12 protein-coding genes are annotated in these 13,248 nt (G+C 49.6%); 4 read left to right on the top strand and 8 right to left on the bottom strand.

What is annotated here, in order from left to right; genetic code table 11:
- The 3 genes from ACTBZS_RS09770 to ACTBZS_RS09760 form a co-directional block, all read left to right on the top strand.
- Positions 1-424, top strand: a 424-nt coding sequence (locus tag ACTBZS_RS09770; RefSeq protein ID WP_463043985.1) for a hypothetical protein, incomplete at its 5' end; no start/stop codon positions are given.
- 185 nt (positions 425-609) lie between these two features.
- Positions 610-1,899 carry a DASH family cryptochrome gene (locus ACTBZS_RS09765; RefSeq protein ID WP_463043984.1) on the top strand — a complete coding sequence of 430 codons (1,290 nt, stop codon included), beginning with the start codon at positions 610-612 and terminating at the stop codon, positions 1,897-1,899.
- A gap of 27 nt (positions 1,900-1,926) precedes the next feature.
- Positions 1,927-2,667: a pseudouridine synthase gene (locus ACTBZS_RS09760; protein ID WP_463043983.1), complete on the top strand. Its 741-nt coding sequence runs from the start codon at positions 1,927-1,929 to the stop codon at positions 2,665-2,667.
- Here ACTBZS_RS09760 and ACTBZS_RS09755 read toward each other — a convergent pair.
- The 3 genes from ACTBZS_RS09755 to ACTBZS_RS09745 are packed head-to-tail and all read right to left on the bottom strand — an operon-like array spanning position 2,664 to position 8,430.
- On the bottom strand, positions 2,664-5,033 hold the full coding sequence (locus ACTBZS_RS09755) for an ATP-binding protein (protein ID WP_463043982.1): 2,370 nt from the start codon (positions 5,031-5,033) through the stop codon (positions 2,664-2,666). The two genes, ACTBZS_RS09760 and ACTBZS_RS09755, sit on opposite strands and share 4 nt — an antisense overlap.
- 57 nt (positions 5,034-5,090) lie before the next feature.
- Entirely contained in the window at positions 5,091-6,269 is a 1,179-nt protein-coding gene (locus tag ACTBZS_RS09750) for an ABC transporter substrate-binding protein (protein ID WP_463043981.1), read from the bottom strand.
- The gene (locus tag ACTBZS_RS09745) at positions 6,214-8,430 is read right to left on the bottom strand and encodes a putative bifunctional diguanylate cyclase/phosphodiesterase (protein WP_463043980.1); all 2,217 of its coding nucleotides are present in this window, start codon (positions 8,428-8,430) and stop codon (positions 6,214-6,216) included. The genes ACTBZS_RS09750 and ACTBZS_RS09745 overlap by 56 nt, the downstream gene beginning before the upstream one ends.
- A gap of 209 nt (positions 8,431-8,639) precedes the next feature.
- On the opposite strand from ACTBZS_RS09745, the gene ACTBZS_RS09740 reads away from it, so the two are divergent.
- Positions 8,640-9,410 (top strand): EAL domain-containing protein, encoded by a 771-nt coding sequence (locus ACTBZS_RS09740; protein ID WP_463043979.1) that lies wholly within the window; start codon positions 8,640-8,642, stop codon positions 9,408-9,410.
- Here ACTBZS_RS09740 and ACTBZS_RS09735 read toward each other — a convergent pair.
- Genes ACTBZS_RS09735 through queC form a run of 5 tightly spaced genes read right to left on the bottom strand, consistent with a single transcriptional unit; the run spans position 9,407 to position 13,164 of the window.
- Complete coding sequence (locus tag ACTBZS_RS09735) at positions 9,407-9,934, bottom strand: hypothetical protein (RefSeq protein ID WP_463043978.1); 528 nt, start codon at positions 9,932-9,934, stop codon at positions 9,407-9,409. The two genes, ACTBZS_RS09740 and ACTBZS_RS09735, sit on opposite strands and share 4 nt — an antisense overlap.
- 24 nt (positions 9,935-9,958) lie before the next feature.
- A complete protein-coding gene (gene serB / locus ACTBZS_RS09730; RefSeq protein WP_460431003.1) occupies positions 9,959-10,804 on the bottom strand; it encodes a phosphoserine phosphatase SerB in 846 nt (281 codons plus the stop codon).
- Positions 10,805-10,827: 23 nt separating this feature from the next.
- Positions 10,828-11,463 carry a 7-carboxy-7-deazaguanine synthase gene (queE, locus tag ACTBZS_RS09725; RefSeq protein ID WP_463043977.1) on the bottom strand — a complete coding sequence of 212 codons (636 nt, stop codon included), beginning with the start codon at positions 11,461-11,463 and terminating at the stop codon, positions 10,828-10,830.
- Between the two features lies 1 nt (position 11,464).
- Complete coding sequence (locus ACTBZS_RS09720) at positions 11,465-12,472, bottom strand: 6-pyruvoyl trahydropterin synthase family protein (protein WP_463043976.1); 1,008 nt, start codon at positions 12,470-12,472, stop codon at positions 11,465-11,467.
- Positions 12,472-13,164 carry a 7-cyano-7-deazaguanine synthase QueC gene (queC, locus tag ACTBZS_RS09715; RefSeq protein WP_463043975.1) on the bottom strand — a complete coding sequence of 231 codons (693 nt, stop codon included), beginning with the start codon at positions 13,162-13,164 and terminating at the stop codon, positions 12,472-12,474. The genes ACTBZS_RS09720 and queC overlap by 1 nt, the downstream gene beginning before the upstream one ends.
- Between the last annotated feature and the right edge of the window lie 84 nt (positions 13,165-13,248).

The raw sequence follows: 13,248 nt of genomic DNA, 5'->3' as shown, positions 1-13,248 counted from the left end.
TCTGTTTGAACACTGGCAGGAGCAACACATCATGGCACAGCTGACACACACACCGGTAATGACTGTCTTGCAATCTCTAGAGCAAATGAGCCAAACCAAAGAAGAACGGTTACGGGCATTGGCGCGTGAACGGGCTGTGTGGGATTACAACACCGACATCATCACTGCACGGGAAGAAGGCAGAGAAGAAGGTATCCAAAAAGGTCGTGAGGAAGGTCGTCAAGAAGGTCGTCAAGAAGGTCGTGAGGAAGGCCGTGAGGAAGGCATGAAAATATTCCTTCGCAGTATGATCGAAACAAAATTTGGTCAGCCGTTGCCAGATTGGGTGTTGTCACGGTTACGGGCGGCAACGCCGGAACAGTTACAGCAATGGGGTATATCGTTAACGCAAGCGCAACGATTAGAAGATATTTTCCAACTTTAACGCCAGCCCAGCCGCTATCTGAATCAGGAGGCAATTTTTTTGTCAACGCGACAAATGATCACTCCCTTGTCTAAGTGCTGAAGCATGGTTATGGTTCGGTTTAACAATATCTGACAATTGCCGAACTCAATCCCGATTAGTGAGTCTGTCCATGATTTGCCGAAGTGCAATTTAAGGTAATGTCCATGGCCACCGTCATTTACTGCTTCCGTTCCGATTTTCGTCTGCATGACAATCCTGCCTTGACGGCGGCTTGTCAGCGTGGTGCTACTGTCATACCAGTGTGTTTTGTACCACCAGACACAGCGACGGCGTGGGGTTTTCCACGGATGAGTGCACGGGCGAGAGCGTTCCGATTAGAAGCGGCACGAGCTGTCGATGTGGTTTTGCGCGAACAGGGAAGTCAACTGATCCCGTTACTCGGCAACATGACAGAAGCTTTACCCAACTTGGTACAAAAAACCGCTGCCGAGGTGGTAATTTGCGAAGAAATTGCGACACCTGAAGAACAGCATGAGATCAACGCCCTGCGTGCACAAGGCATCAAGGTAGAAACGTATTGGCAGTCTTCGCTGTTTCATCCGGCCGACTTACCTTTCCATGTCGAAAAACTGCCGGATGTCTTTACGGCTTTTCGCCAACAAATCGAACGGCAGGCGATTACCCCTCGATTACCTTTGGCTGTCCCTGTTGTGCCACCTCTGCCTGATAATTGGTGTACCGACGGCGCATTTGATTTTTCTGACACAGTTTTACCGGCTATAGACCATCGCAGCAGCTTTCCTTTTCCCGCCCCTGAATTTCAGGCAAGTGAGTCCGCTGCATTAGCGCACTTGGTGCAATATATGGCGCGTGGGTTGCCACATTCTTATAAGGCCACGCGCAATCAATTATCTGGCGTCGATTTCTCCAGCAAATTTTCTCCTTGGTTGGCTTGTGGTGCGCTTTCTCCGAGGACGATAGTGCAAGCGTTGCAAACCTTTGAAACGGAATATGGCAAGAGCGAGAGCAGTTATTGGCTGTGGTTTGAATTGTTGTGGCGCGATTATTTCCGTTTTTTACACCTGAAATATGGCTCACGGTTATACCACGGTGGCGGTTTATCTCGTCGGGCAGTGCCAAGCCATGATCCAGACAACTTCCAACGCTGGTGTTCCGGTGAAACTGGGGAGGCTTTGGTCGATGCGGGGATGCGTGAGTTGGCGGCAACCGGTTATCTCAGTAACCGCCTGCGGCAGGTGGTGGCCAGTTATTTGATTTATGACTTGGGGTGTGATTGGCGAGCTGGGGCGGCGTGGTTTGAGTCAAATTTGCTCGACTACGATTGTTATAGCAATCAGGGAAATTGGTTGTATATTGCGGGGCTTGGCACCGACCCACGCGGTGGGCGCCGTTTCAATCCGATCAAACAAGCGGCTGAATATGATCGCGATGGCGCTTACCGCTGCAGGTGGTTGGCCGAACCTTCGCGCTAGATTGGCCATACATAATAGAAACCCTGTATGTTGAAAGTTCTTTTCCGCGACGATGATCTGATTGCCATTGATAAACCGTCTGGTTTGTTGGTGCATCGCAGCGAAATCGACCGCCGTGAAACGCGGTTTGCTGTACAACTGTTGCGTGATCAAATTGGGCAAAAAGTGTATCCCGTTCATCGCTTAGATCGGGGCACCAGTGGGGTGTTGTTGTTTGCTTTGAATGCCCACACCGCGCGTGTGCTGAATGAAAATTTTGCAGATCAACAACCACAGAAAACCTATTTAGCGGTGGTGCGTGGCCATCCTGCTGACCACGGACAAATTGATCACCCAATTACACGGCAACCCGATGAACGCGAATATGTACACGACAATGCCCAATTGAATGCACAACCCGCCTTGACCGACTACCAAACCTTGGCGCGTTGTGAACTGCCATTTGCTGTCGATCGCTATCCACAAAGTCGTTATGCCCTGTTGCAGCTGTCGCCACACACTGGGCGGCGGCATCAGTTACGCCGTCATTTAAAACACATTGCCCATCCGATTATCGGCGATGCCACCCACGGTAAGGGTGTACACAACCGATTTTTCCAACAGCAATTTCAGGTGGGGCGGATGTTGTTACATGCGGTGACGCTGTCTATCCAACATCCTCATCAATCACAAACCTTACTGCTGACCGCCCCTGTTAGCGGTGAATTTGCCCAATTGCTAACAGCTTTGGATTGGGAGACAGCTCTACCCCCTGCTTGGCGTGGTTAGATATACCATTCCGGTGGTTTGGGTGGCAGCGGTAAGCTGGGCAGGCTTGGGCGCGGTGCTTCGGCATCAGGGACAACATGCGGCGCGTTGAGCGGCAAGATCACAATAAAGCGTGTGAAATGTCCAACTTCGCTTTCTACATAAATCTGCCCACCCAAAATGTGTTGCACGGCATTGTGGCAAATATGTAAGCCAAGTCCGGTTCCACCCTGTCCCATTTTGGTGGTGAAAAAAGGATCGAAAATTCGTTTTCGATGCTCCGCACTAATACCGTTGCCGTTATCGGAGACCGACAAGCGCACCCGCTGCAACTCTGGCTCTAGGCTGGCTTGAATATGAATGGTGCCATGATCGCGACCATGAAATCCATGCAAGACGGCATTGTTAATTAAATTGGTTAATACTTGCCCCAATGCCCCCGGGTAGCTGTCTAAACGGATGGCGGGTGGCAAATCGCTTTCAATGTGAAATGGGGTACGTTTGAGCGAGGGTTCGAGTGTCAAAACAATCTCGCGCACCACTTCAGACAACACAAATTCACGGCGTTGTGCACTGGTTTGGTCGACAGCCACTTGTTTAAAGCTGCTCACCAGTTCGGCTGCGCGTTGTAAATTGCGACAAGCAATTTCGCCGGCATTGTTGACCGTTTTTAAGAAATTCTCTAAATCAGAACGGCGTAAACCGCTTTGTTGTGCTTGCTGAAATTCGGTCAGGCGTTCACCGAGGGTCGACACTGCCATCAAACCATTCCCAATTGGCGTATTCAATTCGTGAGCAACCCCTGCCACCAAATTCCCTAAGGCGGCGATTTTTTCTGATTGCACCAACTGTGCTTGCGTGGCTTTTAGGTGATCAATGGTTGCCTCAAGCTCACTATTGCTTTGCGACAGTGCCTCGGTACGTTCTTGTACTTTTTGTTCTAACAGGCTGTTTAATTCTCGTAATGCCTGTTCAGCATTGCGCTGTTCAGTGATATCCACATCCATACACACCACCAACGGATGCCCTTCATCGCTGGGAATCGGGAATAACGTTGCTAAGACATAGATATCATGGCCTTGCTTATGGCGTAGGCAAAATTCAGCAGGACCGAAAGGTTTGCCGCTTTGATGAACGTCCTGTAATAACTCCAACAAGGCATTCACTTGTTGCTGGTCGCGGTACATAAAATGTCGGTTGGCGACACTGACCCCAACCACTTCTTGTGCACTGTAACCATACATCCGTTCAGAAGCTGGGTTCCAAAATACGATGTTCCCTTGGCCGTCATACCATTGAATCGACACGGAAGGGGCATTGTTTAAGGTGGCGCGGAGGCGTTCTTCGGTACGTAAGAGAGCGGCTTCACGTTGGTTAATGACCGCCACCATGTCAGCTAAGTCATTGGATAATTGGTTAAGCTCGGCCACAGGCAAATCCTTTGGCCAGCTAGACGCATAATCTCCCGTCGTCACTAAATGGGCACGGTCGATAAGGGCAGACAGGGGACGTGCCATGCGGCTGGCCCAAAGTGGTGCCAATAACAGACTAATGATAATGGAACCCAAAAACCCCAAGCCGACCAGCAATACCGTGGTGCGATAGTGGATATTGTCGAATCCTGCGGGTGAGGTGCTTAGAATAATCCAATTCAATTTCTCTGACCGCGTGGCACCGACTAAATGACGATGGCCGGCCAGTTCTAAATACGGCGGAAGCGTTTTAGCGGTTTGTGCGGCTTGAAAGATGGTATGGCCAGAAAAATTATGGTGTTGATGTGGGTCATCCGGTTGTGATGACGCTAGCCATTGCCCACTGTTGTCAATCACGGTGATGGTGGAGTAGGTGTTACGGGTTGCTTGTGTCAACATACCTAACACACGCTCAATTGATGCTTCTCCAATAATAATCAGCCCACCAACCCGATAAGCGACCCCGACGGTATTTTTTCCAGAGAGTAGCGAGAGGTAGTTATCACTCCAAATTGGCTGCCAAGCCGCAGGATTCGATTGTGCAGCATAGCGAAACAGACGATTACCTGAAAAATCTGCACCGCGTAAATCACGATTTGCGGCGCGTGATCCGAGGGGTTTACCAACGGCTAACACATCGCCTCGCTGCGATACCACAAAGACGGCATCAAAGACATCGCCTTTTCCTGCCATCGCATCTAAATAGCTTTGCAGCGACTCAGGATGTTGTTGGTAGTCGTTTTCTTTAGCCAATGCCAACAACGGCATGAGCTGCGCTTCAACGCCACTCATGAAATAACCCAGCAGACGCGAGGCATGTTCCGAGCGTTCTTGTAGCTGCATCCGGCTGTTGGTTTCGATTTGTGGCAAGCGTAGTAACAAAATCAAACCGCCCACAATGGCAAAGGTCAGCATAGAGGCGATGACTAAAAGCGAAATGAGGGAATTGCGTAGGCTAAGGGGTTTCATTATTTAAGGGAACAACTCAAAGCGACCATTTTTGACAATGGTGAGGAAGGTCGGACGATTGGCATCACCGTGACGGTCGAATGTCCACTCTGCTTGTAAGCCTGTATAAGGGCCAGTGTGTAACAAGGCATGATCTAGGGTTTGTTGTGGGGATTTTTGCCGTAGGGCTTGGATAATGGCTTGGGTGGCATCGTAGGCCGTGACACTGGCAAAACCGGGGTCTTGTCGGAAACGTTGTTGGTAACGGACGCTAAAATCGCGATAGCGTGCTGCTTGATGCTCACGATTAAAAAATTGGGTCATCCACACCCCTTCAACGCTACGCCCACCCAATTGAATGAGATGCTCTGTGGCTGCCCATGACGAGGCAACGATATGCCAACTTGGGTCGCCCTCTTTCCTCGCTAACTGTACTAAACGCACGGTATCGACTGCGCCACTGACCAACATCAACGAGTCGGCTTCTGCGCGTTTCGCTTGTTCAATCAAATGGCCAAAACTGCCACTTTGGCTGCCATCATAGGCTAACAACGCCACTACCTTGCCACCTGCAGCAGTAAAGTATTGCCGATAATGGTCGGCCCAATCCTGTGAGAAAGCGCGGTTGCTGGTGTCGTAGATAATCGCTACGCGCCGTGCACCTTGCTGATAGAGCTTGTTGGCACTGACTTGGCTATTGCGTTGCGTTGGCGAGGCAATGGTAAAGAAACGGTCTGCTTGGCCATGTAAGGCACTGGCGGTGACAGTTGGGCTGATGGCGAACAGTTCTAACCGCTGTAATGCTGGATAAATGGCCTCGGCTACCGAACTGGTCATTGGGCCGATGACGATTTTAATATCTTGTTTAGCAATGGTTTCTAAGGCTCGTAACGCCGTATTGGGGTCTTGTTGGTCGTCATATACCAATAGTTCTACATCACGGCCAGCAATGCCACCATTGGCGTTGGCATCTTCAATCGCCAACAAAGCACCATTGCGCCCTGATTCACCGAGATCTGCCCCTTTACCACTAAGACTGCCTAAAAAAGCGAGTTGTACCGGTGTTTCTGGCTGGCAGCCGCTGACAGTCACACTCGCTGCCAACAATAGCGGCATGAGGATGACACGGCGTCGTGTCGGGGCGGGATCAAGGCCGTTCTTCGAGCCAAGGCAAAATTTCATCCAGCGGCATAGGTTTGGCATATAAAAATCCTTGTACTTCAGCACATCCAAGATCGCGCAGTTTTTGGGCTTGGCTTTCGGTTTCCACCCCTTCTGCTAATACTTTCATCCCAAGTTGTTTTCCCAACGGAATCACCATCTCGGCAATGCGCGCCCCTCGATTGCCGCTTTCCAGCGCGTTGACGAAAGAACGGTCAATTTTGATGCGGTCGGCAGGGAGACGATCAAGATAAGACAGGGAAGAAAACCCCGTACCAAAATCATCAATTGCCAAACTGATGCCGCGAGTTTTCAACGCATAGAAAATTTGTTCGACCGCTTCAGCCCCTAAAATAGCGACCGATTCGGTGACTTCTAGCTCCAAGGCTTGGGCGGGGATGCCGCTGTCGGCAAGTGCCAAGTCCACCATATTCAGAAAATTAGGGTGGGCAAATTGCACCGCAGAGACGTTTACCGCTACGATTAAATCTGGGTGAGAACGGCGCATCGCCCCGACAGCATTCAATGCCGAACGCAAAACCCATTCACCCAATGAAATAATCAGGCCTGAGCTTTCTGCCACTGGAATAAAACTGGCGGGGGAAATCATCTTGCCATCATCATGCCGCCAACGCAGCAACGCCTCGACACCTAAAACCCGCTCGGTACGGCAACAAAGCTGTGGCTGATACGCGATAAACAGACGGTTATATTCAAACGCTTCACGCAGTGCTTGTAAAAGGCGTGTGTGCTCGCGCATTTCACGATTGATGGCCTGACTGAAATAGGCATCTTGTCCTTGGCCGCGTGCTTTGGCGCGTTTAATCGTAATCCAAGCATCTTTTAGCCGATCCGCACCACTGCCGTGGCTATCCGCAACTGATAGCACAGCTAGGGTCACCGACAGCTGATGTTCAGTGTCATCTAAAGTAAAAGGGCGGGAGAACAATTCGCGGATATTGCTAGGTGTTAAAGCGTGTTTGGCCCCGAGTAGCGCAAAGGTATCGTTGCCAATTCGGCTGACAAAATAACCATCACTAAAATGTTGCTCTAAGCGGTTGGCAACGGCAATTAGTACTTGGTCGCCATAACGATGGCCAAACAAATCATTGATGGCAGAAAACTGATCAATATCAATCAAAACCAAAGCGAAGTGATCGAGGTCTTGTTGTTTGATACAGCGGTCGAGGGTATCAATCAGGCCTGCGCGATTGGGTAAGCCGGTCAGAATATCGGTAAAGGCAGATTCTTGTAGTTTTTCGACCAATCGTACATTGTCACCCCCCAAAGCGATATTGGCACAAAAGACTTCAAATAAATTGCGATCAAGCACAATCGGTTGTGGTAAATGCAAAAAGCCAGTTAACACATCCCCCTCGGCGCCACTGAGATATAAACTGATGCCATCGGCTTCAATCAAACTGCGACGCAGGCTTAAACAGCGGTCTAGACGTTGTAACAGGGTATTCGGTAAAACATCACCCGCAGGACGGCCTGTTTCCATTTCATAGCGCCCACCGCCGGCAAAAACCATGAATTCAGTCGGCTGTTGCAGGTTATTGCCACCACAAATTAAGCCATCTTCTGGGACACCTGCATATTGTGCTAACTGTGCTAACGCAGCCTTAGCAAAACATTGCATCTCGCGCCGGCTCATTAGTTGGCGGCTGGCGACGACAATTTGTTCTAAACCCCGCTTGCTCGCGTCTAAACGGCAGAGCTGGTCATACGTTCGTAAAGCTGACGACAAAGTGGTGAACAGTTTATTGCGCGTCAGTTCGCTTTTGGTTTTATAGTCGTTGATATCATAGCGGCGGATGGTATCGATTTCTGGTGCATAACCAGGTTGTCCGGTGCGCAGAATAATTCGCGTGTTGTGCAAGCCAAGTTCACCGCGAATCACATCAATAATTTCCAAACCCGCCGTGTGGGTTTCCATCACCACATCAAGCAAAATCACAGCGACTTCATGGGGCTGTCGCAGTCGTTCTAATGCCTCAGCTGCCGAATAAGCATGGATAAGGGTTAACGGACGATCAAAAATCAAAATGCCATCTAACGCGAAGCGTGTCGCTTCGTGCACATCAGCATCATCATCAACCACGAGCACTTGCCAAGCTGGTAAGCTTGGTGAGGTGGCTAAAGGATTGGTTGTGGCTGTTTCATCCACAAAGAAAAGCAGATCATCGATATCATTATTCATTGCTACTGACCTATGCTAAGAAGCCGTGACGTCGGCAGTGCCACACTTCTTGTAAAATATCATTGTAGCCAAAAGATGCTTGCAATCTTTTTACGATACGACAGTTTTTTTGTCACCGTTGCTAGCTTATTTTGTCTTTACTGCAGTGTGCCACTATTTTTTATTAAAATCATTACTTTTTTCAAATTTTTCTGGTTGTTGAGGATGCCATGTCTACTGAATTCAGCTTACCCTTTGAACCTGCTAGCTGTGATGCCTGTCGTGATCTGAGCGCATTGGGGTTCGGTTTTACGATGGCATTTCAACCGATTATCGATGTTCGCACCGGTCGTCCCTATGCTTACGAAGCCCTTGTTCGTGGAGAACAAGGACAAGGTGCTGGGTATATTCTCAGTCAAGTCAATGATGCCAATCGCTATCGTTTCGACCAAGCGTGTCGTGTGAAAGCCATTGAATTAGCAGCACAATTGGGTTTACACCATCTAGATAACTGTAAACTCAGTATCAATTTTTTGCCCAATGCAGTGTATCGTCCGGCCAGCTGTATCCGCGCTACTTTAGAAGCTGCCAAGCGTTTTGCCTTTCCTGCTAATCGCTTGATGTTTGAAGTCACCGAAGGAGAAAAAATTTCTGATGCCAGTCATTTGATCAATATCTTTAATGAATACCGCCGGCAGGGGTTTACCACGGCGATTGATGACTTTGGTTCGGGGTATTCTGGCTTGAATCTGTTAGCGACCTTCCAACCGCAGGTGCTAAAAATTGATATGGAATTAACTCGAGATATTGATCAAAATCAAGTGAAGAAGGCGATTGTGTCGGGGGTGTTGCTGGTGGCACAACAGCTAGAGATTACGATTATTGCTGAAGGGATTGAGACCGAAGCCGAGGCCAATACCTTACACCAGATGGGTGTCAATTATATGCAAGGGTATTGGTTTGCTCGGCCAGAACTTGCCGCTTTGCCGTTGGCAAATTAAGTGCGAGAAGGGGGGCGGCGGATGCCTTGCCGATGGCGGCTAAACACCCACTTCTCCCACACCGCTTGTAACGATTCATCCCAAAAATCTGCCACAATTTGCCCACATAACACCGGGTATGCGGTCTCTGTGTGAATGGTTTTCTCAATGATCACCAAGGGCAAATGCACCGGCAGCGGCCACTGTGGATCCAGTAATAATTTGACCACCACCCGATCACCGACGGCTAAATCGTCTTGTACGGTGGATTGCCAAGCAATTTCCTCCATCCCCACCCGACAAACACAATCTGGCAAATTGGGGTCTAACTGGGCTAACAGCTGTAAGTACACCGATAAATCTAATTTGGCTTCGAGGCGGGTTTGTCCATCATCATCATGCTGATTGACGGCTGGCGCGGTTAAGATACGCAATAGCAGGCGTGCTTCATGTTGCCAACGTAACAGCGGCACCGCCTCATCACTGTGTGCACAGGATAAGGGCAATACTGCATCGAAACTGACGGTTGATAACGTAGGAAACATCAAACACTCCTTTCCACAAGCAAATTAACCCAGCAATTTAGGCAGGGCTTCTAAACCACCAAAGCGGATGGCCATGTCGGCTTGTTCTGCTACCACCGGTTTGGCGTGGAAGGCGATGCCAAGCGCGGCAGCTGCAATCATTTTTAAATCATTAGCGCCATCGCCAATCGCCAAGGTTTGTGCCGAAGAAAGTCCCAATTCATCCGCTGTGCGGTGCAAATGATCGGCTTTCGCTTGTGCATCGATAATAGGGCCTAGAATACGGCCAGTTAAATGCCCATCAACAATTTCTAAGGTATTAGCAACGGCATAATCCAACCCTAAACGCTGTTTCAGGCGTTCGGTGAAAAAAGTAAAACCACCGGAAATCAGTAGGAATTTCACTTGATGCTGTTGGCAAGCAGCGAGCAATGTCTCTGCGCCACGGGTGAGACGAATACGTTGTTCATACACTTCATCTAAAGCACTGGCCGGCAGCCCCTTTAACAACGCCACCCGCTCTGTCAGTGAGGCGGCAAAATCCAGTTCACCACGCATTGAGCGTTCGGTAATCGCGGCGACTTGGGCCTTGATCCCCAACATATCAGCCAATTCGTCGATACATTCGACCTCAATCAAAGTCGAATCCATATCACTGACCAATAAACCAAAGTCGGCAAAACGACAGTTGGCGGGTAACAGTGCATAGTCTAATTCTGCTGCTTCACACACCGCCGCAAACAAAGGCGACGCCTCAACCAAATCGCCTAAGAAATCGGCGGTGTCTGGTGTGCGTTGTTCAACCTGATCGGCCAAACACGATTCCGCTAAAACCGATAATAAACTATGGTCGTGTAAACCCTGACCGTAGACAGAAAGACGTAAACTCATGGGGCCTTTTCCTAAAAGCACAATTAACGAATACCGGTTAACTTATGGGTTTGCAAACTGAGCTGCCACTGTGGATGTGCCATACACCAAGCTATCGCCTCGGCGGTGTGTTGGCGTTGTTGAATATCATCCAGCGGTTGTAAATAAAAATAGTCAAACTGCCAATCTGCAAAGGCTTGAAGTGAGCTGAAACCACGTTGTGGCCAAACGAGCTTTAATTCGTGGCCGCTTGTTTGCACAATCTCACTGCCCGCCTTTGGGCTGACACATAACCAATCGATGCCTGCTGGCGCGGCAATGGTGCCATTGGTTTCTACACCAATCTCAAAACCCTGAGCATGAACGGCGTCAATCAGTGCACGATCTAGCTGCAATAATGGCTCGCCGCCAGTGAACACCACATAAGCCCGCTGCCGTGGGACTCCTTGCCATGTGGCGGCAATGCGTGCGGCGAGCGCCTCGGCATCCGCAAATTTGCCACCATCTGGGCCAACACCGACAAAATCGGTATCACAAAACTGACAAATTGCTGTTGAGCGATCTTGTTCACGCCCACTCCACAGATTACAGCCACTGAATCGACAAAACACTGCAGCACGTCCAGCCTGTCGGCCTTCACCTTGCAAGGTATAAAACATTTCTTTGACGGTATAAGTCATATCAACCCTTGGCAATGGCGCGCACGCCCATCTGATTGGCAGCGTAAATATCGACACGGCTTAACATGGGTAATAAAGGTTTAGCATGCAACCAGACCCATGCGGCAATGCCTGCACAATCTGTGCGTGTTATCGCTGGTAATTGGTCTAAGGGATGATGGTCGAGTTGTTGATAAATTGGCTTAAACTGTGCTTTGACATCACCAAAATCTTCCACCCAGCCCATGACCTCGTCCAATTGGCCAGTGAGATGCAGATTGACCCGATAACTGTCGCCGGTATAACGGCCACTTTGATCGAAAGGGACTGCCGCTTCAAAACGCTGTTCTTTCCAAATCCGAAATTGTTGGCCATCAAAACGGCTACCCGCAGTCACTGTTTCATGAACCGTCACACTGATTAAACCTGCCAATGGTTCTGCCAAGCGTGGCCACAACCAAGCGGCAAGATTCTCACTGGTTGGGTTTTCTAGCCCAGCAATATCATTTAAATAGGCATGATGCAGTTGTAGCGAAAGTGGCAGCCAAGCGCGTTCCAACGCTGCATGGTTATGTTCGCTGGCGCGGGCAGTGATTTTGACGCTAAAGGTATGACCGTGCATACGACCACATTGATGGCCTGCTGGCACATGCGGTAGATAATGTGCTGCTGAAAAATCCACTTTTAGCCAAATCCGTCCTTCACCGCTGTCGGTGATATCGGCTCCCCGACCGGGGGCAGAACGCAGACGAATAGCAGCATGTTCCACGCCGTGTTGTTGCAACTGTTGTTGTAGATAGTGTGCTAACGGTAAATCATCTGGATGAGCAAGGCGTTGATTGAGGTCGGAATAAGTGAGTTCAGCACAGGCCATGTTTAATAACTGGGCCAAACTACCCGCTTCATCACCGGCGCGGCTGGCTTCGACAAAAAAGCTGTGGCCATGTAAACGGGCTCGGGCATCGGCTGCATCGGGTAACTGGCGTGCGGCTTCAAAGCCGGCACTGGCGACATGATGAAAGGTGAGCATTATTTGCCCTCTTGCTGTAGACGGCTGATTAAAGGATCGTCAATACCCGCCTCAGCAAAGCCTTTAGCGCGTAAGACACAGGCTGCACATTGGCCACAAGGTGGTTGCTGTCCTTCATAGCAAGTATGACTATAAGCCAAGGCTGACATCGCACCGACTTGTTGTGCCAACTGAACCGTGTCTGCTTTGCTTAAGAACATCAGTGGCGTGTGCAGCTGTAAGCGTGCCTCCATGCCTAAATTGATTGCCAACTCTAAAGCCTTTAAGGTGTTTTCTCGACAATCGGGATAGCCGGAGTAATCTGTTTGTGCAACGCCGGTAACGATATGGCCTATTTGACGGGTATAGGCTAAAGCAGCAGCAAAAGTCAGAAAAATCAAATTGCGTCCGGGCACAAAGGTATTCGGTAACGCTGTTGCCTCTGTCGTGGTCGTTGGCGATACCGTTGGATCGGTTAAGGCGTTTCCACCAATGGCAGAAAACGTATTAATAGGTAACACATGCTGTATCACCCCGGCCAACTCAGCAATTTTTTTGGCACACGCCAATTCGATGCGATGGCGTTGGCCATAATCAAAAGTAATCGCTTCGACTTCAGCAAAGCGTTGTTTTGCCCAAAATAAGCAGGTAGTGGAATCCTGTCCACCAGACAACACGACCAATGCGCGTTGTGAAGCAAGGTTATGCATCATAGCTCTCGAAAAACAGTCGAAAGAAAAATGCGCCACCGTTCGGTCTCACGGGGCGCGGATTTTTTGCTAAAACCCGATGGCAGT

Source organism: Aquaspirillum sp., assembly GCF_055136605.1.
Note: the sequence above shows the minus strand (reverse complement) of the source record. Positions and strands in the feature narration are given on the sequence as shown.